Annotated in this window: 23 protein-coding genes; 11 read left to right on the plus strand and 12 right to left on the minus strand. The window is 68.3% G+C overall.

The window, feature by feature from the left end; all coding sequences use genetic code 11:
* Positions 1 to 10: 10 nt before the first annotated feature.
* The gene (locus CFB39_RS20625) at positions 11 to 520 is read left to right on the plus strand and encodes a GNAT family N-acetyltransferase (protein WP_089474237.1); all 510 of its coding nucleotides are present in this window, start codon (positions 11 to 13) and stop codon (positions 518 to 520) included.
* 16 nt (positions 521 to 536) lie between these two features.
* Here CFB39_RS20625 and CFB39_RS20630 read toward each other — a convergent pair whose 3' ends face one another.
* The 3 genes from CFB39_RS20630 to CFB39_RS20635 all read right to left on the minus strand — a co-directional run bounded on the left by CFB39_RS20630 (position 537) and on the right by CFB39_RS20635 (position 2,492).
* Entirely contained in the window at positions 537 to 1,490 is a 954-nt protein-coding gene (locus CFB39_RS20630; protein ID WP_089474238.1) for a leucyl aminopeptidase, read from the minus strand.
* Between the two features lie 58 nt (positions 1,491 to 1,548).
* On the minus strand, positions 1,549 to 1,671 hold the full coding sequence (locus tag CFB39_RS40885) for a hypothetical protein (RefSeq protein WP_006766865.1): 123 nt from the start codon (positions 1,669 to 1,671) through the stop codon (positions 1,549 to 1,551).
* A gap of 365 nt (positions 1,672 to 2,036) precedes the next feature.
* On the minus strand, positions 2,037 to 2,492 hold the full coding sequence (locus tag CFB39_RS20635) for an Lrp/AsnC family transcriptional regulator (RefSeq protein ID WP_089432202.1): 456 nt from the start codon (positions 2,490 to 2,492) through the stop codon (positions 2,037 to 2,039).
* A 118-nt stretch (positions 2,493 to 2,610) separates the two neighbouring features.
* On the opposite strand from CFB39_RS20635, the gene CFB39_RS20640 reads away from it, so the two are divergent.
* A complete protein-coding gene (locus CFB39_RS20640; RefSeq protein ID WP_089474239.1) occupies positions 2,611 to 3,156 on the plus strand; it encodes an alpha/beta hydrolase in 546 nt (181 codons plus the stop codon).
* 226 nt (positions 3,157 to 3,382) lie between these two features.
* Complete coding sequence (locus tag CFB39_RS20645; RefSeq protein ID WP_089474240.1) at positions 3,383 to 4,651, plus strand: YbfB/YjiJ family MFS transporter; 1,269 nt, start codon at positions 3,383 to 3,385, stop codon at positions 4,649 to 4,651.
* 20 nt (positions 4,652 to 4,671) lie between these two features.
* Here CFB39_RS20645 and hpaC read toward each other — a convergent pair whose 3' ends face one another.
* Positions 4,672 to 5,217, minus strand: a complete 546-nt coding sequence (gene hpaC / locus CFB39_RS20650; RefSeq protein WP_089475615.1) for a 4-hydroxyphenylacetate 3-monooxygenase, reductase component — start codon at positions 5,215 to 5,217, stop codon at positions 4,672 to 4,674.
* A gap of 352 nt (positions 5,218 to 5,569) precedes the next feature.
* Here hpaC and CFB39_RS20655 point away from each other — a divergent pair, with 352 nt between their 5' ends.
* On the plus strand, positions 5,570 to 6,202 hold the full coding sequence (locus CFB39_RS20655) for a response regulator transcription factor (RefSeq protein ID WP_011356098.1): 633 nt from the start codon (positions 5,570 to 5,572) through the stop codon (positions 6,200 to 6,202).
* Positions 6,203 to 6,247: 45 nt separating this feature from the next.
* Here the strand turns inward: CFB39_RS20655 and CFB39_RS20660 are convergent, their stop codons facing one another.
* From CFB39_RS20660 to CFB39_RS20680, 5 genes are all read right to left on the minus strand, one after another.
* Positions 6,248 to 6,991, minus strand: coding sequence for an SDR family NAD(P)-dependent oxidoreductase (locus CFB39_RS20660; protein ID WP_089475616.1), 744 nt, complete (start codon positions 6,989 to 6,991; stop codon positions 6,248 to 6,250).
* Positions 6,992 to 7,050: 59 nt separating this feature from the next.
* A complete protein-coding gene (locus CFB39_RS20665; protein WP_089474241.1) occupies positions 7,051 to 8,175 on the minus strand; it encodes an amidase in 1,125 nt (374 codons plus the stop codon).
* Between the two features lie 38 nt (positions 8,176 to 8,213).
* Positions 8,214 to 8,735, minus strand: coding sequence for a nuclear transport factor 2 family protein (locus CFB39_RS20670; RefSeq protein WP_089474242.1), 522 nt, complete (start codon positions 8,733 to 8,735; stop codon positions 8,214 to 8,216).
* Between the two features lie 8 nt (positions 8,736 to 8,743).
* Complete coding sequence (locus tag CFB39_RS20675) at positions 8,744 to 9,121, minus strand: hypothetical protein (protein WP_069259244.1); 378 nt, start codon at positions 9,119 to 9,121, stop codon at positions 8,744 to 8,746.
* A gap of 94 nt (positions 9,122 to 9,215) precedes the next feature.
* A complete protein-coding gene (locus CFB39_RS20680; RefSeq protein ID WP_089474243.1) occupies positions 9,216 to 10,409 on the minus strand; it encodes an acyl-CoA dehydrogenase family protein in 1,194 nt (397 codons plus the stop codon).
* Positions 10,410 to 10,553: 144 nt separating this feature from the next.
* Between CFB39_RS20680 and CFB39_RS20685 the strand changes: the two genes are divergently transcribed.
* Complete coding sequence (locus CFB39_RS20685; RefSeq protein ID WP_089474244.1) at positions 10,554 to 12,137, plus strand: sensor histidine kinase; 1,584 nt, start codon at positions 10,554 to 10,556, stop codon at positions 12,135 to 12,137.
* Positions 12,138 to 12,196: 59 nt separating this feature from the next.
* Here CFB39_RS20685 and CFB39_RS20690 read toward each other — a convergent pair whose 3' ends face one another.
* The 3 genes from CFB39_RS20690 to CFB39_RS20700 all read right to left on the minus strand — a co-directional run bounded on the left by CFB39_RS20690 (position 12,197) and on the right by CFB39_RS20700 (position 14,548).
* Positions 12,197 to 12,583, minus strand: a complete 387-nt coding sequence (locus CFB39_RS20690) for a tautomerase family protein (RefSeq protein ID WP_089474245.1) — start codon at positions 12,581 to 12,583, stop codon at positions 12,197 to 12,199.
* Positions 12,584 to 12,764: 181 nt separating this feature from the next.
* The gene (locus tag CFB39_RS20695; protein WP_089474246.1) at positions 12,765 to 13,268 is read right to left on the minus strand and encodes an aromatic-ring-hydroxylating dioxygenase subunit beta; all 504 of its coding nucleotides are present in this window, start codon (positions 13,266 to 13,268) and stop codon (positions 12,765 to 12,767) included.
* Positions 13,265 to 14,548 (minus strand): Rieske 2Fe-2S domain-containing protein, encoded by a 1,284-nt coding sequence (locus tag CFB39_RS20700; protein WP_089474247.1) that lies wholly within the window; start codon positions 14,546 to 14,548, stop codon positions 13,265 to 13,267. Before CFB39_RS20700 ends, CFB39_RS20695 begins: the two co-directional genes overlap by 4 nt.
* A gap of 324 nt (positions 14,549 to 14,872) precedes the next feature.
* Between CFB39_RS20700 and CFB39_RS20705 the strand changes: the two genes are divergently transcribed.
* From CFB39_RS20705 to CFB39_RS20730, 6 genes are all read left to right on the plus strand, one after another.
* Positions 14,873 to 16,207: an MFS transporter gene (locus tag CFB39_RS20705; protein ID WP_089474248.1), complete on the plus strand. Its 1,335-nt coding sequence runs from the start codon at positions 14,873 to 14,875 to the stop codon at positions 16,205 to 16,207.
* Between the two features lie 49 nt (positions 16,208 to 16,256).
* Positions 16,257 to 17,450, plus strand: a complete 1,194-nt coding sequence (locus CFB39_RS20710) for an acyl-CoA dehydrogenase family protein (protein WP_256991436.1) — start codon at positions 16,257 to 16,259, stop codon at positions 17,448 to 17,450.
* 38 nt (positions 17,451 to 17,488) lie between these two features.
* Positions 17,489 to 18,016, plus strand: a complete 528-nt coding sequence (locus tag CFB39_RS20715; RefSeq protein ID WP_089474249.1) for a flavin reductase — start codon at positions 17,489 to 17,491, stop codon at positions 18,014 to 18,016.
* Between the two features lie 3 nt (positions 18,017 to 18,019).
* Complete coding sequence (locus CFB39_RS20720) at positions 18,020 to 18,730, plus strand: ethyl tert-butyl ether degradation protein EthD (protein WP_089474250.1); 711 nt, start codon at positions 18,020 to 18,022, stop codon at positions 18,728 to 18,730.
* A gap of 67 nt (positions 18,731 to 18,797) precedes the next feature.
* Positions 18,798 to 19,718, plus strand: coding sequence for a LysR family transcriptional regulator (locus tag CFB39_RS20725; protein ID WP_089474251.1), 921 nt, complete (start codon positions 18,798 to 18,800; stop codon positions 19,716 to 19,718).
* Positions 19,719 to 19,804: 86 nt separating this feature from the next.
* On the plus strand, positions 19,805 to 20,725 hold the full coding sequence (locus CFB39_RS20730) for a LysR family transcriptional regulator (protein ID WP_089474252.1): 921 nt from the start codon (positions 19,805 to 19,807) through the stop codon (positions 20,723 to 20,725).
* The last annotated feature ends 139 nt before the right edge of the window (positions 20,726 to 20,864 follow it).

Genomic DNA, 20,864 nt, shown 5'->3' on the forward strand with positions numbered 1-20,864 from the left:
GAGACTTCGCATGATCACGATTCGCCCGATGACCGACGACGATTTCCCGCGCTTCTGGCCGATCTATCGCGCGATCGTCGCCGCTCAGGAAACCTATGCATTCGATCCGGCGCCGACACAGGAAGCGGCGCGCGCACTGTGGCTCGATGCGCCGCTGTGCACGTGGATCGCCGAAGAGGACGGCGTGGTCCTGGGCTCGTACTACCTGAAGGCGAACGCGGGCGGCCCCGGCGATCACGTGAGCAACTGCGGCTACATGGTGAGCGAGGCCGCCCGCGGCCGCGGCGTCGCGCGCCTGATGTGCGAGCACTCGCAGCAGGTCGCACGCGAGCGCGGTTTCCTCGCGATGCAGTTCAACTCGGTGGTGTCGACCAACGAAGTGGCGGTCGCGCTGTGGCAGAAGCTGGGGTTTGAAATCGTCGGCCGGCTGCCGCGTGCGTATCGTCACGCGCGGCTCGGCTTCGTCGACAGCCTCGTGATGTACAAGTGGCTCGGCGACACGGCGGCCGCCGAAGCCTGAGCACGCAGCCGCTTCGTCAGACGGCGAACGCGCCGTCGAACACGATCCGGTCGTCGAGCGCGAGCGTGCCGCGCGCGAAGATCAGGTCGAGATGGTGGCTGCCGTTTTCGCCGCCGCCGAGCCCGAGGTGCAGGCCCGGATGGCGTTCCTCGAACCCCGCGTTGCGGCCGTACAGCCCGCGAATGCCGAGGTTCGTGCCGATGCCGAACTCCTCGATTCGTCGATGATTCGGATGCCGGTCGAGATAGGTCGAGAAGTCGCGCCGGAAACCTTCGTTGTCCGTGTCGAACCCGACGATCGTGCTGTTCTCGACCTGCAGCGTGGCGAGCTGCTCGGCCACCTTGTACTTGATCGCGAACGGCACGGTGCCGAGAAACGTGCCGCTGAAGACGACCGAGCCGTTGAGGTCGGTGACGTGCGTCGCGATCTCGCCGGGCACGACGTCGAGGTTGCCCATGCCGTCCACGCTCGTCCATTTCTGGTCCGGCGCGAGCGAGCCCGTCAGCGTGTTGCCGGCTTCGTCGATGAAGCGGATCCGCGATGCGCGTGCGGCCGCGTCGATCAGCCGGCCGTTGCGTGCCGCGATGTCGTCGAGCGATTCGGCGAACGCCTCGTCGAGATGCGGGCCGTAATCCTTGAACAGCACCGACTTGCTCCAGTGCTCGACGATCGCGGGGCGGATCGCGGCAAGGAACGGCGGCCCGCTCGGCGACGGCGTCGGCAGGCACGACGAGTCGTACAGCAGCACGAACAGATCGGCGCGATCGAGCGCGGCGGCGATATCGGCGGGTGGGGTGCTTTCGAGGCAGAGGGTGGTCGCGTCGAGCGAATCGGGCAGGGCGGAAAACGCGCGCAACGCGATGTCGCGGTTGCGGGTGTCATGGCCGACCAGCAGTTTTCCCGACTCGCCGCGCGCCAGCTTGTCGCGCAGCGCGGGGTGGAAGCCCAGCGCGCGATGCAGGTTCAGCATGCGTGTCTCCGGAAGCGGCGGAAGGGCCGCGGCCCTTCCGCGAGAACGGGTGGCCCGCTCAGACCGGCCAGAGCGCGGTGCCGAACGGCACCACGGCGTCCTCGACCATCATGTCGACGGCCTCGGGGTGCGTGTCTTCCTGCATCCAGTCAAGCAATTCGATCTGCTGGGTGTCCTGCATGTCAATTCTCCTGTGGTGAACATGAGTGATTCAACATGAAAGCGCGGCTAAAAAGTTGCCACTCCTCATCACGTATTTCGTGAATGCGCGACGAGTGGCGTTGATATTAGTCTGATGATTTTACGAATGCAATGCGTTGCAAGGTTTTTAGCCGAAGCGTGCTAAACACGGGGGATTGGCGGGGCGCGTGACGTAAAGCACGGATAAAGCGAATGACGGATTCGATGTCATTTTTTCAATGACGGGAATCCCGAGCGTTGTATTGCATTCGGCGATTTTTCATTGGGAATTCTATCGCCGCAACGCTGCCTGCGCGCGAACGCGTCGCCGGTCATCGGCGGCGCGTCAGCGGCCCGCTGCGCGTGTCAACCGAGCAGCGCCTTGCCGAGCGGTTTGGCCGGCTCGGACCGCAGCACCAGCGACGTCGTGACCGCGCCGAAGCGGGCGATCGCGTCGATGATGGTTTCGAGTTGTCCCGGTGTCGGCACCAGGACTTTCAGCAGGAAGCAATCCTCGCCGGTCATCCGGTGGACCTCGATGACGTGCGGCATCTCCGCGAACGCACGCAGCGCGGGCTTGATGTGTTCGTGCGTCGTCTTCAACCGGATGATGGCCATCATCCCCAGCCCCAGCGCGGCCGGGTCGATCCGCGCGCCGTAGCCCGCGATGATGCCGCGCTCTTCCAGCCGCTTGACGCGCTCCGACGTAGCCGGCTGCGACAGGCCGATGCGGCGGCCCACTTCTGACAGCGGCATCCGTGCATTGTCCTGAAGCGCCTCGAGGATCGACAGATCCAGGCGATCGAGCTCTCCGTTCGACATGTCCGCTTTCCCGCTCCGTTAATTCATCGGCATATTGTCTCAATATCCGATGATTTGCCATTCCCGGCCGGTTTCCGGCAAGCCAGACTGCGAGCTCGCTTAATTCATGGAGACGGAGATGGGCCAGACGATCGTGATCGTGCCGGGGATCGGCAACTCGGGACCGGATCATTGGCAGAGCCACTGGGAGGCCGCGCTTGCGGGCGCCGTGCGCATGGCGCCTGCGTCATGGGATGCGCCCGACCTGCGCGACTGGATGGCGGCGCTCGATGAAGCCGTTGCGCAAGCCGCGACGCCGCCGGTGGTGATCTGTCATTCACTGGGGTGCCTGCTGTTCGCGCACTGGCGGGCGGCGTCGACGCGCGTCGTGCGCGGTGCGTGGCTCGTGGCGGTGCCCGATCCGGGCGGCCCGCGTTTTCCGGTTGCGGCCCGTGCGTTCGCGGATGTGCCGGCGGGCGATTTCGGCGGCTTGCCGGTGCTGGCGATCGCCAGTTCGGATGACGGGTACGACCCGGCCGGGCGCGGCATTGCATGGGCGCAAGCGCGCGGCGCGACGCCGTTGCTGCTCGGCCCGCGCGGCCATCTGAATACGGAAGCGGGATTGGCGGAATGGCCCGAGGGACGCGCGTTGTTCACGGCTTTCATGGCGGGATTGCGGGGGTAGCGCGGGCAGGCAGCCGACGTACTTTCGCGATGGCTTGCGGCGGGCGATGCATGGACGATCCGCCTGCCGCGGCCGGGCTGCTATCGACAACGCATGCCGGCCCGCGACGGCTCAAGTATGATCGTCCGACAGAATCGGAAGCCTCGACAGTCGGGATGGGCGCGTGCGGAACACCGGTTCCGCCGTCACGACTGGCCGCGGCTTCGAACGACCAAGGAGACATGCGATGCGCGCAGCGCCGCAACCGGAGCAGGCCGGCCCGTCACGGCCTGGCACCGGCGCGACCAGCCCCTTCCCGGAACGTGACCCCGATCGCATCGCCGCGTGGCGGCTCGCGATCTGCCTGTCGTTCGGCAGCGCGATCGCGCTCGGCCTCGCGCGCTTTTCGTATGCGCTGCTGCTGCCGCCGATGAAGGCCGATCTCGGCTGGACGTTCGCGCAGGCCGGCGCGCTGAACACGGCGAACGCGGCCGGCTACCTGGTCGGCGCACTCGCGTTTCCGTGGCTGTCGCGGCGCTGGCGCACGGGCTCGCTGCTGGCGGCCGGATGCGTGCTGACTGCGCTGTTGATGGCCGCATGTGGGCTCACGTCCGGCATGCATGCGCTGCTCGTGCTGCGGCTCGCGACCGGCGTCGGCAGCGCGCTGATCTTCATCAGCGGCGGCGTGCTGGCCGCGCGGCTCGCATCGGCGTCGCCACGCGATGCAGGGTTGCTGCTCGGCCTCTATTACGGTGGCACGGGATGGGGCATCGTCGCATCGTCACTGCTCGTGCCGGCGACGCTCTCACACGGCGCACACGGCTGGCAACCCGCGTGGTTCGCGCTCGCGTTCGCGTGCGTGCTGTTCTCGGTGGTGGCCGTGTCGGCCGCGCGCCGCATCGAGCGCGTGCACGCGGCACCGAGCGCACCGGGTGACGGTGCGACGGCGGCCGCGACCGCGAGCCCCGCCCGCTTCGCGCTCGCGCTGGCCGGCTACGGCCTGTTCGGCGTCGGTTACATCGGCTACATGACGTTCATCGTCGCGCTGCTGCGCGGCGCGGGGATGAGCGGCACGGTGGTCGCCGCGTTCTACGTGATGCTCGGCGTGGCGACCGTCGTGTCGGCGCGGCTGTGGTCGGGGCTGCTCGACCGGATGCGCGGCGGCCAGGCGCTCGCCGTGCTCAACGCGCTGCTCGGCATCGCGACGCTGATGCCGGCGATGTTCGTGCATCCGGTGGCCGCGTTCGCGTCGGGTGTGCTGTTCGGCGCGACGTTCCTGTCGGCGGTCGCATCGACGACGGCGTTCGTGCGCCACAACCTGCCGCCGGACGGCTGGGCGAAGGGGATCAGCGCGTTCACGACGGTCTTTGCGTTCGGGCAGATCGCCGGGCCGGTCGCGATCGGCTGGGTGTCGGATAGTGCCGGGCTCGCGCGCGGGCTCGTATATTCGGCGCTGACGCTGTTCGCGGGCGCCGCGCTCGCGGCCGGGCAGCGCGCGTTGCGGGCCGCCGCGTAATCACGCGCGACACGCGCCATTCACCGCACGCACGCCGTGCGCGACACGCGATGAAACGCACGGCTGAAGTAGATCAGGCTGTCGCCGTCGTCGCGCACGCGGATCGACGTCGCCTCGATGAACATCACCGAATGCGAGCCGACTTCCTTCATGTCGGCGATCGTGCCCTGCAGGCTCGCGAGCGCGTCGCGCAGCACGGGCACGTCCTGCTCGCCGCGATCCCACACGGGCAGGTCGAAACGGCGCTCCATCGGCAGGTCGGTGAGCCCCGCGAAATGCCGCGCGAGTAGCTCGTGTTCGGCCGGCAGCACGTTGATGCAAACGTGGCGGTTGCGCTCGAACGTCGCACGCATCGCGCTCGACCGGTTGAGGCACACGAGCAGCGTCGGCGGCGTGTCGGTGACGGAGCACACGGCACTCGCGGTGATCCCGCAGCGGCCGTGCGGCCCGGCGGTGGTGATCACGTTGACGGCCGCGCCGAGGTGGGCCATCGCTTGCCGGAAGGCCTTCTGCGCGTCGGTCGGCTCGACGCGTGCCGGTCGCTGGATATCGGTCGTGGAAGACATGGGCGCTCCTGATTGGACGAACGCGGCGATCGCGTGGCACTGCCGGTGCAGCGCCGGATCGCCGATGATGACCCAAGCGTACGACGCGAAAATGCCGGCGACCATTCGCACGATTGACGATGGAGATGGCGTTCTCGCCAACGCGTCTAAAGGTTCTACCTAGATGCGCGCCGCACCGCGCGAAAAAAAGCGCGATTGCATGTTCATGCGGCACGTGAAGGGGTTTTCAGCGGGTTTTCGGCTCGTTATGATGTGCCGCACACCCCCAGCGAACGACGCGCGCGACGAGCCGGAACCGGCCCCGTATGCGGCGCGTGCGATACCGATACCGATATTCAGTGAGACACCCGCGATGACGTCACCCGCACCGATCGTATACATCGTCGACGACGACAACGGCATGCGGACGTCGCTCGCGTGGCTGCTCGAATCGGTCGGCATCGCGTCCGAAGGGTTCGCGAACGCCACCGATTTTCTCGCGCGCTTCGACGTGAACCTCCCTGCGTGCCTGGTGCTCGACGTGCGGATGCCGGAGAAGAGCGGCTTCGACGTGCAGGCGGAACTGAACGCGCGCGGCGCGACGCTGCCGGTGATCTTCGTCAGCGGGCACGGCGATATCCCGATGTCCGTGCGTGCGCTGCAGAACGGCGCGATCGATTTCGTCGAGAAACCGTACAACTCGCAGCAGATGCTCGAGCGCGTGCAACGCGCGCTGCGGCTCGCGCAGCAGCGGCATGCGGTGAGCCAGCGTCACCGCGAGCTGCGCCAGCGGCTCGATGCGCTGACCGCGCGCGAGAAGGAAGTGCTGCGCGGCGTGGTGGACGGCAAGGGCAGCAAGCAGATCGCGTCGGATCTGTCGATCAGCGTGAAGACCGTCGACGTGCATCGCGCGAGCATCAAGGAGAAGCTCGGCGCGACGTCGATCGCCGCGCTCGTGCGCGACGTGATGGTCGTGTGGGGCGACGACGGGGAAGCGTCGCGATAGGGGCTCGCCGCGATTCGACGAAGCGCTGCACGCAGCGCTCGACGCTCAGCGCATGTACAACCCGCCGTTGATGTCCCAGCACGCGCCATTCGCGAAATGCGCGTCGCCCGACGCGAGCAGCACGGCGGCATCCGCCACGAAACCGGCCGACCCGAGCTTGCCGCCCGGCAGGCTCGCGAGTACCTGGCGCAGCTTCTCCGGTGCGACGCTTTCATACACGATCGGCAAATCGAGCGGGCCGGGCGAGATCGCGTTGACGGTCACGCCCTGCGCGGCGAGATCGCGCGCGAACACCTTGGTCAGCGTCAGCGTGCCGCCTTTCGCGGCCGCGTAGTGCGCGCCCGTCGCCGAGCCGCCGTTCTGCCCGGCAAGCGACGCGATGTTGACGATACGGCCCGCGCCGCGTTCCGCGAAGTACCGGCCGAATACCTGGCAGCCGAACAGCACGCTGCGCAGGTTCACGTCGATCACCTGGTCGAACTGCTCGGCCGTGATCTCCATCGCGGGCACGACCTTCGATGCGCCCGCATTGTTCACGAGCACGTCGATCGTGCCCCAGCGCGCGACGAGCGCATCGCGCGCGGCTTCGAAATCGCGTTTCGACGTGACGTCGAGCGGCAGCGCGATCGCGCGTTCGCCGCTCGGGTCGAGTTCGCGCGCATGCGCCTGGATGGCGTCGGCGGCGATATCGGCCAGCGCGACGCGGTAGCCGGCCGCATGAAAGCGTTCGGCGATGACGGTGCCGAGCCCGCGCGCGGCACCGGTGACGAGGACGACTCGGTCTGACATGGTGTGTGATTCCGTGGTTCGCGAGCGCGCATCCGTCGATGTCGCGCCCGCATCGTGGTTCATGCGGCGAGTGCCGTTTCGAAGTGTGCCGCAATCGCACAGACGTGTTCGTCCGCACCCTTGCGGCCGACGATCTGCAGGCCGGCCTTCAGCGGCGAACCAGCGAGCGGCAGCGGCAGGCTGAGTGCCGGATGGCCGCTCAGGTTGAACGGCCGGATCAGCGACGACATCGCGATCACCGATACGCCATCGCGCGCCTGCTGCAGCGTGATCGGCAGCGCGGGCAACGTCGGCAGCACGAGCACGTCCGCGTGTTCGAGCGCTGCGTCGATCTGTGCGGTGAAGCATGCGCGTACGGCTTCGGCTTCTTTCAATGCCGCGGGCGTAGTCGTTGCGGCCGCACGCAATCGCGCATCGAGGTCGGCGCCGAGCTTGCCGGTTTCGACGAGATGGCCGAACGCGCGCGAGGTTTCCGCGTTGATCACGGTGAGCCCGGCGGCGAACGACGCCGGCATGTCGTCGAGCACGACCGCGTGCGAGCGCAGGCCCGACGCGCGTACGGCCGCATCGAGCGCGGCGGCGATGGCCGCGTCGGCGTCGACCGTGACGTGCGCGACCGTGCAGCCTGCCACGGAGGCCGCGGCTTGCGCACGATCGAAGCCCGGTGCGATCGCGGCCATCACCGCAACCAGCGTGCGGATATCGCGTGCGAACGGCCCGACGCAATCGAGCGTGGTGTCGGCGGGCGCGACGCCGCGCCGCGATACGCGGCCGAACGTCGGCTTCAGCCCGGCCACGCCGCAGCAGGCCGCCGGCCCGCGAATCGAGCCGCCCGTGTCGGTGCCGAGCGCCGCATCGACCGTGCCGAGCCCGACGAGCGAAGCGGAACCGCTCGACGAGCCGCCCGGAATGCGCGTCGCATCCTGCGGATTGACGGGCGTGCCCGTGTAGTCGTTGATGCCGGTCATGCCGAATGCGAGCTCGTGCATGTTCGCCTTGCCGGCGATCTGCCAGCCCGCGTCGAGCAGCAGGCGGACGACGTCCGCGTGTTGCGTGGCCGGCGGTGCGTCGGCGAGCGCACGGCTCGCCGCACGGGTCGGATAGCCCGCGATGTCGATCGTGTCCTTGATCGCGATCGTGGGGCCGGGGCCGCCGAGCGTGAAGGTGTCGATGAAGCCTGTCATGGTCGGTATCGTGAGCAAGCGGTGAAAAGGAGCAGGAATCAGGGCCGTGGCGCGGCGGCGAGCGGCCAGGGGCCGTCGAGCACGCGCTCGGTGCGGAAATGGCGGATCAGCCACGCAGAGCCGTTAGCGGCCGGCGCGAAATCGACGGTCAGCCGCGCGGCGATCAGTTCGGCCGAGCCGTCCGTGTAGCGCGACGCCTGCAGCATGATCCAGCGGCCACGCGCGCTCGTGTTGCCGGCACCGATCTCGATCGACTCCGACGTCAGGAAGTGCAGGTTCGCCGAGAAGTGCGGATCGGGCGGCAGGTAGCGGCCCAGCATCGCGACGATCGCGGCCGTGCCTTCGAGGCGGCCGAACTTTTTCGCATACTGCGGGCCGATGCCTTCCCACACGGCATCGGGCGTGAACAGCCCGGCGAGCGACGGGCCGTCGCCGGCATCCTCGGGCACGTCGCACAGCGCCATGTAGCGCGTCATTGTCGCGCGCACCGCGCGCTCGGCGTCGAGCGCCGCCACGCGCTGCGCAAGCGTATCGATCAGGCCGGGAGACAGGTCGGTCATCGCGCGCCTCACGCCGCGGGCTTCGCGGCTGACGGCACCGTCAGCGCCCGGCCGACGCGCGCCTCGATCTTGCCGTAGCGCCACAGGTTGTATTCGCCGACCGGCGTCGTGCGATACAGGTTGCACACGGCGACCGTCGTGTCGAAGTCGGCGACGTCGGCCATGATGTAGAAGGTCCACGGCGCGCCGTCGGCCTGGCCGACCACGAGGCGGTCGTCGTCCATCACGCCGAGCACGCGCACGCCGGGCATCGCTTCGACGGCGGCGAGCATCGCGCCGTACGCCTGCCACACTTCGCCGATCTTCTCGCGCGGCAGGTCGAAGAAGTTTTGCGACACGCCGCAGCAGAACAGGACGCGCAGCGGCAGCGGATTCGAATCGGACATATCAGGTTCTCCAGAGGAATCGGTGGGGCGCATGAACCGGCCGGCGACGGCGCTTCGGCGTCATGCGCGTTCAAAACAATTCGGTCGATGCCGGTTACAGATAGCCGGGAAACGGCGCGACGCCGGTGAATACCGCGCCGGCGCCGTCGAAGTTGCCTTCGCCGAGAAACGCGTGCTGCGTGACGACCATCGCGTCGCGCAGCAGCCGCTGCAGCGGGTGCGTGCGATAGATCGCCGCCGTGCCGCCGAGGCGGTACGCGCGTTCGACGACGCTCGCGCCTTCGCGTGCGATCTGCGTGGCCGCGAGGCGCAGAAGGCTGACCTGGTCGGGCGTCACCGGGTTGCCGGCGAGGATCGATTGCCATACGCCGTCGGTTGCGTCGTAGAAGAACGCGCGCGCCGAGCGCAGTTGCGCTTCGGCCTTCGCGAGTTCGATGCGGTAGTACGCGCGATCGGCGAGGCGCGGTGCGCCGGTTGTCGTCTGCCGGCCGCCCGACATGCGGTTCACGACGTCGAGCGCCGCGCGTGCGAGGCCGAGGTTCACGACGGCCAGCACCTGCGCCGCATACGCGACGGTCGGATAGCGGTACAGCGGCTCGTCGACGGTCGGCTCGCCGCCGCGCACGAAGGTCCACGCTTCGGGCACGAAGCGGTCGTCCACGCGCAGGTCGTGGCTGCCGGTGCCCTGCATGCCGACCACGCTCCAGTTCTCGACGATCTCGACGTCGGCTGCACGGAACACGGCCGTGCGCGGCTTGTTCGGCGCGGCGTCCTGCGCGCCCGGCACGGCGATGCCGACGCCGAGCCAGTCGGCCCCCTTGCAGCCGCTCGCGAACTTCCACGTGCCGTTCACGCGCCAGCCGCCCGGCGCGGGCTGGGCCGGCTGCACCGGGAACAAACCGCCCGCGAACACCTGGTCGGGGCCGCTCGCATACAGCTCGGCCTGGGTGTCGAGCGGCAGCGCGGCGAGATACACGTTCGCGGAGCCGAAGCTCGCGACCCATGCGGCCGAGCCGTCGGCGGTCGCGATCCGCTCGATCATGTCGAGGAACGCGGTCGGCGCGAGCGCGTCGCCGCCGAACCGGCGCGGCGTGCCCGCGCGATAGATGCCGGCCTGCTTGAACAGCGCGATCACGTCGCGCGGCACGTGCGACAGGCGGTCGAATTCTTCGCGGCGCGCGGCGACCGTCTCGATCACGGCGTCGAGCGGCGACAGCCGGGCGGCCGGTTCGCTGGCCGCGTGGGGAGCGCTCGGTGCGGTGTCGAGGGCGAGGGCGGCGTGGGGCATGGCTGTCTCCTGGGGCGGATTGGGGTTCGAATGCGGGGTGGTCACGACGATGCAACCAGTCTAGAAACGCCGAAAACACGCAGCAATTGGGACGACAAGCCGTGCGACTGGTGACGTTCCGTGCCGCACTAAAGAAATCTTCAGATGCGGGCGGCGCGCGCCGGTGCTATGTTGGGTTTCCGGCCGCGCGACGCCGCGCGACCCCATCCGAAGCCGATCATGAGTTTCCCCGACGAAGACGATTTCCACCGGCTGCTCGACGCGCTGACGACCTGCGTGCTGCTGCACGACGCGCACACCAAGGCGATCGTGTGGGCGAACCGCGCCGCGTGCATCGCGCTCGGTTTTTCCGTCGAGGAGCTGCTGCCGCTGAAGGCGCCGGACATGACGCGTCCCGAACCGAAATATCAACGCGAGATCGCGGTGAGCGCGTGGGATCGCGCGCTCGTCGACGGGCCGCAGGTGTACGAGTGGTGCTACCGGTCGCGCACGGGCGTCGACATGTTGTCCGAGGCGACCGCCACCTACGTGCCGCTGCGCGGGCGCGACGTCGTGATGGTGCAGTTCCGCGACATCAGCGCGGAAGAGGCGGTGCGCCAGCAGTTGCGCCGCTACGAGGCGCGGCTGCGCGAATTCATGCAGGACCTCGACGAAGGCATCGCGGTCGTCACGCCGCACGGCGGCGTGCAGTTCATCAGCGAGTCGGGCCGCCGCGTGCTCGGGCTCGCACCCGACGAAGCGCTCGGCGAGGTGCTCGACTACTGCTCCGAGGCCGACCGCGACCGGCTCGTCGCGCAGCTGCGCGATGCGCCGTCCGCGTATCCGTCCGCGCCGCAGCGCTACCGGATCGTGCGGCGCGACGGCTCGTCGTGCTGGCTGCGCATCCTGTGCCGGCAGGTCGAGATCGAGGACGATCTCGACGGGCTGCTCGTGCAGTTCCGCGACGTGAGCGACGAAGTCGCGATCGAGGATGCGCGCCGCGCGGAAGCACGCATGCTCGAACACGCGGGCCGTTACAACGCGATGGGCGAGATGGCGAGCGTGATCGCGCACGAGTTGAGCCAGCCGCTCGCGGCCGTGCGCAATTTCATCGAAGGCGCGGTGCAGCGGCTGAACGGGCGCGGCGCGATCGACGATGCGATCTGGGGGCTGCGCAGCGCGGACCGGCAGGCCGAGCATGCGGCGCTGATCATCAAGAGCGTGCGCGAGTTCATCGTGAAGCGCGAACCGGTCGTCGCGCTCGCCGACCTGCGCGACATCCTCGCGGACGTCGCGTATTTCATCGAGCTGCGCGCGAAGGAAGCCGGCGTGACGGTCACGATCGTGCAGGCCGACGCGCCGCTGCCGATCTGCTGCGAGCGCGTGCTGATCGGGCAGGTGATCCTGAATCTCGCGTTCAACGCGATCGAGGCGTTCGCCGGTTGCGAGCGGGTGTCGCGCACGCTGACGCTCGGCACTGCGAACGTCGACGGGCATGCCGAGCTGCGCGCGATCGACAACGGCCCGGGTATCGCGGCCGATGCGCACGACCGGCTGTTCGACGGCTTTTCGTCGTCGAAGGCCGGTGGAAACGGAATCGGGCTGTCGCTGTGCAAGAGCATCGTGACGCGCCACGGTGGCCGGATCGCTGCCAGCCCGGCCGATGGCGGCGGGCTCGACTGCCGCGTGACGCTGCCGCTCGCCGGGACGAAGGCTCGGGCGGGCACATCGTCGCCGGGGAATGCTTGATGCCGCGGCCGCCCGGCGGCCGCGTTGCATGAGCGGGCAGGCATGCGCGCAGCGCATGATCAGCGCCCGAGCGCCCGTGCGGTTTGCCCGCCGATGCCGAAATCGGTGTTCGGAATGTCCTTGATCATCACGCGGGTGGCTTGCAGCGGTGCGCCGAGCACGCTGGCGCTTGTCTCCGACAACGCAGCGATCAGCGCGCGCTTCTGCTCGTCGGTGCGGCCGGCGATCAGGATCGCGACGATCACGGGCAGCGACGGCGGTGCACCGTCGGCGGCGCTGCGGCCGCCGAGGCCGATGTGCGTCGCGGGCAATTCGGTCAGCAGCACGCGCACCGATTCGATCGGTGCGCCGATCGATTCGACGGTCGCACCGGTCAGCCGTGCGATCAGTTCGGCCTTGCGGGCGTCGTCATGGCCGGCCGGCAGGAAAACTTCGAGTGTGGGCATGGTCGTCGGGAAAGGTGAAGGTGACCGGCTCACCGTTGCGCCGGCGACGGGCGAACCGGTGGCCGCTTAAAGGTGAAGGTGACCGGCTCACCGTTGCGCCGGCGACGGGCGAACCGGTGGTCGCTTAAAGGTGAAGGTGACCGGCTCACCGTTGCGTTGGCGACGGCGAACCGGCGGCCGCTCACAGCAGGAAGCCGATCGCGCTGAGCGCTTCGGTCGAATCGATCAGGCGCACGACCTTCTCGGCGATCCTTATCTCGCCTTCCGCATCGACGTGCAGCTTGTGGGTGACATCGGCCGCGAACAGCGTCGCGACGCCGCGCTTGTACGCGACGACGACCTGCGCCGATTTCAGCTCGACGGTATCGGCGCTGCCACTTTCCAGCGTGAAGCGCGACACGGTCCGCACCGTGCGCGCCGCGTCGGTCGCCGACGCCGAATAGCCGGACACCATCCGCTGCACGCGCTTCTCGCGCATGTCGTGGTCGTCGAACACGTAGTTCAGCGTCGCGGCGAAGTCGGTCGTGTCGGGATCGATCGGCACCACGTAGTGGCCGGCCGGCTCCCACAGGTCGAGCCACGCGCGATAGTCGCGGCGGTCGAGCATCTCGGCTTCGCGCCACACGAATTCGACCGCGCGGGCGAAGGTCTGCTCGGAAAAGAGGGCGTTGCGGTCGTCCATCATTGTTGCTCCATCATCGTGCGCCATTGCTGGTAGGCCTCGCGCATGCCGGTCTCATCGGTTGCATGCGCGGTCTTTTCGCCGTTCGCGGCGGTCGTCTCACGGTTCAGCCCGCGATTCACGAGGATCGGCACGTCGGGGCCCGCATGCGCGCCGCGCTGTACGCGCTCCCATGCTTCCGCGTCGTCGGGGCTGCCGAAACCGAACGGGCCCTGGAAGTGTTCGTGAATGCGCAGCCGCTCGCGATTCGCTTCGTCGGGGCCGCCGTCCATCGCGAGCGCGACGTGGCGGATCTCGGTTTCGTTCGCGGAGATCGGCCGCAGCACGCGGAAGAACGCCATCGACAGCGCGAGGTTCGGGAACAGGTTCAGGTTGAAGCCGACGCCCATCAGCGAGCGCACGATGCGGCGCACTTCCTCCGGCGTGTGGCGCTCGGCGAGCTTGGCCGCGAGCGGAGCGAAGCGCTCGGGCAGCGGCGCGCCGTCGTCTTCGTCGAGGTCGATCAGTTCGGGCATCAGCACCGCGAGGCTGTGGCCGTTGCCGAGCCCGCGGCAGAACGCGTCCTCGCTCGTCATGAAGCTCGTGATCGCGGCGGCCGTCTCGTCGTCGATCGACTTCATCCACGACTTGTGCACGACCGGGAAGTGATAGAGGTCGGTCGTGTTCTCGAGCTGGATCTTCCAGTTGCCCTTGAACCTGAACTTGTGCTCGCCGTTCGCCTTGATCGGGTAGCCGGCGCCCTGTTTCATGAACAGGTCGATCCACGGCTTCGCGCCGCCGAGGAAATCCTCGAGCGGTTCGATCGCGTCGTTGAAGCTCGCGAAGATCAGCCCCTGGTACACGCCGACGCGCAGCTTCACGAGCGGCAGGTCGCCTTTCTCGCACACGCCTTCGTAGCCGTCGCCGTACGGCAGCGCGCGCAGCGTGCCGTCGAGCGCGTACGACCAGCTGTGATACGGGCACGTGAAGCCCTTCGCGTTGCCCTTGTGCGATTCGCACACGGTCGCGCCGCGATGGCGGCAGCGGTTCTGCAGCACGTTGATCTCGCCGGTCTTGTCGCGCACGACGATCACCGGCTGGCGGCCGATCGTCGTCGTGATGAAGTCGCCCGGGTTCGGCAGCTCGCTTTCGTGCGCGACCCAGATCCAGGTGCGGTAGAAGATGCGGTCGAGCTCGGCTTCGAACAGCGCGGGATCGTGATACATCGCGGGCGCGATGCGGTCGGGTTGCGCGAGGCCATGCAACGCGCTGGTGTCGATCGTCTGGTAGGAAATGTCGCTCATCGTTGTCGTGGGGAAAGAGTCGCGAGGAAGTGCAAGGCCCGGTCGGGCGGACCCCGTGCAGGTAGCGGGGCCAGTTTCGCCGTCACGTTTTAATCCGTCAAATTGATCTAAAAAAGGCATTCAAATAAGCTTGATTGATAATTAGACGGGAGACTCGCGACGCGCCGCGCCCATGCATGTGATTCATGGGCACCATTTTTGGCGGGAATTTGACCGGGCCCGGCTGCGCTCTTATCGTTGGTTTCACGCAGCGCAAGAACGCGATCCAGGACCTGCCGCCAGATACCTGGAAGGCAGGACAACTGAACTTATTCCCGACTCCCCATGAACTCACCAGCACCCCTGTCAGCGGTTACGTTGCCCGTCTCCCGCAGCACGAGTGCGGTCCGACGTGCGGTCATCACGGCCGTGCTTGGGCAGGCACTCGAGTGGTACGACTTCTTCCTGTACGGGACGGCCGCCGCGCTGCTGTTCGGCAAGCTGTTCTTCCCGGTCGGCAGCGATCCGCTGACCGGCACGATCGCGGCGTTCGGTGGCTTCACGGTCGGCTTCATCGCACGCCCGATCGGCGGCCTGCTGTGCGGGCACATCGGCGATCGCTACGGCCGCAAGACCGTGATGATGCTGACCATGTTGACGATGGGCACGGCGACGGTCGGGATGGGGTTGTTGCCGACCTATCGCGAGATCGGCATCGCCGCGCCGGTCGCGCTCGTGCTGTTGCGCGTGCTGCAGGGGCTCGCCGCGGGCGGCGAGTGGAGCGGCAGCATCCTGCTGATCCACGAGAACGCGCCGGCCGACCGGCGCGGTGCGCTGGCCGCATGGAGCCCGTGCGGCGCTGCATTCGGCTTCGTATTGTCGACCGCCGCATTCCTGCTCGTGCAGCAGTTGCCGGCCGCCGACATCGCGCGCTGGGGCTGGCGCATCCCGTTCCTCGCGAGCATCGTGCTGGTCGGGTTCGGTCTGTGGATGCGCCGCTCGATCGGCGAAAGCGCGGCATTCGCCGAAGCGCGTTCGAAACAGAAGGCCAGCGCGACGCCGCTCGTCGACGTGCTGCGCGAATGCCCGCGCGCCGTGCTGACCGTATTCGGCCTGCGTTTCGGTGAAGGCGCTGTGTCGTACGTGTTCTTCGCGTTCTCGCTGGCCTACGGGAAGTTCATCGGCCTCGACGCATCGTGGCTGCTGAGCGGGGTCGTGATCTCGATGCTGCTGATGATTCCGGTGACGCTGCTCGCGGGCCGCCTGACCGACCGGATCGGCCGCAAGCCCGTCTACATGCTCGGCGCCGTCGCCGTCGTGCTGATCGCCTATCCGTATTTCACGCTGCTGCAGTCGGGCCGGTTCTCGCACGTGATCGTCGCGCTGATCCTGGCCAACAGCGTCGCGATCGGCATCCTCGAAGGCGCGCAGCCCGCGTTCATCAGCGAACTGCTGCCCGTGCACCTGCGCTTTTCGGGGCTCGGCATCGGCCGCGAGATCGCATCGGTGCTCGGCGGCGGACTGTCGCCGGTGATCGCGACCGCGCTGCTGGCGCACTACCGCAGCGCGACGCCGATCGTGATCTATCTCGTGATCCTCGGTGCGATCACGGTCGTCGCGACCTGCATCGCGCCGGAAACCTATCCGAAGGCGATGCGCGATGCGGCCCGATCGCGCTGACCGTCACGCCGCTTTTCTTCCAGACCCTTCGCCCTTTCAGGACGTCACCATGCAAGCCCAATCCGCCCTCCGCGCCGCCGTGTCCGGCGCGCCTGTTCCGCTGCCACCTGCCGACCGGTCGCCGTTGTCGCTCGATACGGTGATCGCCGAAGTCGAACGCAGGCGCGACGAGTTCGACCGGCTGTCGCACGTGCCGCGCGACGTGATCGCGATGATGAAGCGCGCGGGCATCTTCCGCGCCGGCACGCCGGCCCGCTTCGGCGGCGATGCACTGCCGCCGCACGCGTTCCTCGCGATGCTCGAACGGATCGCGATCGCCGACGGGTCGGCCGCGTGGGTGGCGGCGTTCGGCTCGGCCAATACCTATCTCGCCGCGCTGCCGCTCGATACGCAACGCACGATCTATGCGGACGGCCCCGACCAGGTGTTCGCGGGCGGCCTCTACCCGTTGCAGCCGGCCCGGCGCGTGCCGGGCGGCTACCGCGTGACGGGGCGCTGGCGGTTTGCGAGCGGCTGCAAGGGGGCGGACTGGATCGGCGTCGGCATCGGCGGTGCGCCGGCCGACGGCGGCGCGCCGGGCAAGCCGTTCACGGCCGTGTTTCGTGCCGACGAGGTCGAGATCGTCGAGAACTGGCGCGTGGTCGGCATGCAGGGAACCGGCAGTCACGACCTCGCGCTGAACGACCGGTTCGTCGACGAAGCGTGGACGTTCGTGCGCGGCGGCGAGCCGACCGTCGATGAGCCGCTGTACCGCTATCCGGCGGTGGCGTACCAGGCGCAGGTACATGCGGCCGTGAACGTCGGCATCGCGCGCGCCGCGCTCGACCTGCTCACCGCGATGTCGGGCGCGACGAAGACGACGACCGGCGCACCGCGCCTTGCCGACCGGCCGTATTACCGCGAGGGCCTGGCGAAGGCGGAGGCCGACTGGCGCAGCGCGCGGGCGTTTTTCTACGAGACGGCGGAAGCGGCGTGGGCGTCGCTGGCCGCCGGCCGGCCGGTGTCGCCGCAGCAGGCCAACCTGCTGCGGCTGAGCGCGACGCATGCCGCGCAGGTGTGCGCGAAGGTCGTGATGCAGGCGTACCAGCTCGCGGGCACGGCGGCGATCTATCGCGAGAACCGCTTGCAGCAACTGGTGCGCGATTCGATCGTGGTCACGCAACACGCGTTTCTCGGCGAGGCGACCTACGACGGATCCGGCGCCGTGTTTGCCGGTATCGCACCCGTGACGCCGTATCCGTGACCGGCCGCCATGCCGATTTTTCGCAGCAGGAGTTTTCCATGAACGATGCAACGATCGACCACGACGTCCGGCAGGATTTCCGCGAGGCGATGTCGCGCCTGCCGGCCGGCGTCAATGTCATTACCACCGACGGCGCACACGGCCGCTGGGGCATCACGGCGAGTGCGGTCTGTTCCGTGACCGATACGCCGCCGACGATGCTGGTGTGCATCAACCGCGGCAGCCGCGCGCACGACATCATGTGCGGCAACGGACGGGTCGCGATCAACCTGTTGCCGCACGCGTGCCAGGAGGTGGCGCGGACGTTCGCCGGCATGACGCCGGCGCCGGGCGATGCCCGCTTCGACGAGACGCGCTGGCTGGACGGCAAGACCGGCGTGCCGGTTTTGGCCGATGCGAACGTCAGCCTCGAAGGACGCATCATCGACAGCAAGCCGGTCGGCTCGCATTCGGTGATGTTCGTCGAGGTCGACCACATCGCGCTGCATGCGGCAGCCGACGGGCTCATCTATTTCGGCCGCGCGTTCCATCGGCTCGCGCATCCGCTGGCTGCGCAGGCGGGGTGACGGATGGAGGTCTGCCTGTTCCTGATCGCCGATCGTGGCGACGACGATGACGCCGATGCCGACGCCTTTGCGCACGCTGCCGACGACGCATGGGCGGCGCTGGGCGCGGTGCGCGGGCTGGCGCGGCTGGTCGTGCATCGGCCCGTCGCGCTGGGCGCCGATCGCGCCGACCCGGTGGCGCGTCCGCCGTCGCCGGGATGCGTGCTGCAATGCTATTTCTCCGAGCTCGATGCGCTTGAAGCAATGCTGGCGCCGACAGGCGCCGCACACGCCTGCGTCGCGCGATGGCAGGCGGCCGGCCGGCGCGTCGTCCAGCAGGCAATGGCCGTGCGCCGGATCCCGTTGGCCGGCCCGGGCGCGGCCGCGCGAAGCTGCACCTACCTCGTCAGCTACGACGGCGAAGCCGCGGACCCGAACGCATGGCTGTCGCACTACCTCGATCATCATCCGCCGCTGATGGCGCAATTGCCGGGCATTCGCGCGATCGAGATCTATACGCGCGTCGACTACCGGACCGCGCTGCCGGTGCCGCGCGCGGACGCGATGCAGCGCAACAAGGTCGTGTTCGACGATGCCGGTGCGCTGGCGCACGCGCTTGCGTCGCCGGTTCGGCTGCGCATGCGCGAGGATTTCGATGCGCTGCCGTCGTTCACGGGCGCCACGCCGCATTTCCCGATGACCAGCGAAAGTTTTGAGATAACATCGGCCGAGTAGTCTGCGCCGCGTCGCGCGACCGCTTGTCCGTCGTGCCGACGCGCCTTCGCCGCGACTTGCGAGCGCCATGACCAAATCCCATCCGGTCGTCACCGACCTCAACCTGCTGCGGGTGTTTCTCGCGATCTCGGAACTGCGCAGCCTGACCGCGGCCGGCGAGCGGCTCGGGCTCACGCAGCCGGCCGTCAGTCACGCACTGCGGCGCCTGCGCAACCTGTTCGACGATCCGCTGTTCGTGCGCACGCCGTCCGGCATGGCGCCGACCGACGCGGCGCGCCAGTTGCACGGCCCACTCACACGCGCATTCGGCATCATCGATCTCGCGGTGCAGCAGGTCGCGCATTTCGATCCAGCCACCGCGAGCCGTACCTTCCGCATCTCGATGTCGGACATGTCGGAGTTCTATTTCCTGCCGCCGCTGCTGGCGAGGCTCGCGGAAATCGCGCCGGGCATTCGCGTCGACATCACGAGCGCGGCAGTCGACGCGGTCGGCGCCGCGATGCGCAGCGGCGAGATCGACCTTGCGCTCGGCTACGTGCCCGATCCGGGGCCCGGCTGCGTGAGCGAAACGCTGTTCTCGGACGAGCACGTCTGCATGGTGCGGGCCGGCCATCCGCTGCGCAAGCGCGCGCCGACGCAGGAAGACCTGGCCGCGCTGCGCTATGTCTATGCCAGCAGCAACGCGACCGGCCACCGGATGGTCGAGAAGTGGCTCGATGAACTGCACGTCGAGCGCACCGTCGTGCTGCGGCTGCCGCACTTCATCGTCGCCCCCGAGATCGTGCAGCACACCGACCTGGCGATCCTGTTTCCGCGCAGTGTCGCCGAGCGTTTCAACCGCGGCCGCGCGTTCCGGATCTTTCCGCTGCCGTTCGTGCTGCCGCCGATCGAGATCCAGATGCACACGCACGTGCAGTTCTCGACGGACCCGGGCATCGCATGGCTGCGCGCCGTGATCTACGAGATGTTCCATCGTCCGGATGCCTGACGGCGATTCCGCTCGCCTGCATAAAAATCCGCTCCACTGATTTAGAATGCGTTCACGCATCAATTCGACGAATAGTGGAGGCGGTCATGACATCGGTCGATCATCTCGATCTGAACCTGTTGCGCGTATTCCAGGCGATCGTCGAGGAACGCAGCCTGACGAAGGCCGGCGAGCGGCTCGCGCTGTCGCAGCCGGCCGTCAGCTATTCGCTCGGCCGGTTGCGCACGCTGTTCGACGATCCGCTGTTCGTGCGCACGCGCGCGGGCATGCAGCCGACACCGGTCGCGCTCGAACTCGCGGGCATCGTCGGCAAGGCGCTCGACATGGTGCGCGTGGCATTGCGTTATGCGGAGCGCTTCGATCCGGCCACCAGCACGCGCACGTTCCGGCTGTCGCTGTCGGACGCGGGCGAGATGGCGTACCTGCCGGCGATCTGCCAGGCGCTGCGCGAGCGCGCGCCGCGCGTGACGCTGAGCGTGCAGCCGCTGCCGGTGGAGGAAATCGAGGAAGCGTTGCGCGCGAGCCGGCTGGATTTCGCGATCGGCAACCTGCCGGAGCTGATGCCGCGCACGCGTCACCAGACGCTGTTCGAGGAAACCTACGTGTGCATGACGGGCCGCCGGCGCGGGGTGCCGAGCGGTGCCGCGCTGAGCCTCGAGCAATTCGTGCGCGCCGCGCACATCAACGTGAAATCGGTCGAGCACAGCCACCACGCGCTCGACGATGCGTTGCGCGCGCAGGGCGTGGGCCGCAACATCGCGCTCGAAGTGCCGCACTTCGTCGCGCTGCCGAGCGTGCTGTCGGTCACCGATCTGTATGCGACGCTGCCGAAGCGGCTCGCGCAGATCCTGAACCGCGACAATGCGTTCCGGCTGTACGAGCTGCCCGTCACGCTGCCGCCCGCGCCGGTGACGATGCACTGGCACGAGCATTTCCATGAAGACGAAGGCAACGCGTGGATGCGCACGCTGCTGGCCGAGCTTGTCGAGCGGTTCGATGACGTGTGATCGATGAGGGCGCCAGCAACGCACAGTTGTTCGCGTTGCTTGCCGAGCGGATCGGATCGCGCGACGACGCGTGACGCATGAGGACGAGGGCAGCGCGCGGATGCGCACGCCGCTGGTCGAGCGCGTCGAGCTCGTCGAG

This window comes from Burkholderia sp. AU6039 (genome assembly GCF_002223365.1).
GTDB lineage: Bacteria > Pseudomonadota > Gammaproteobacteria > Burkholderiales > Burkholderiaceae > Burkholderia.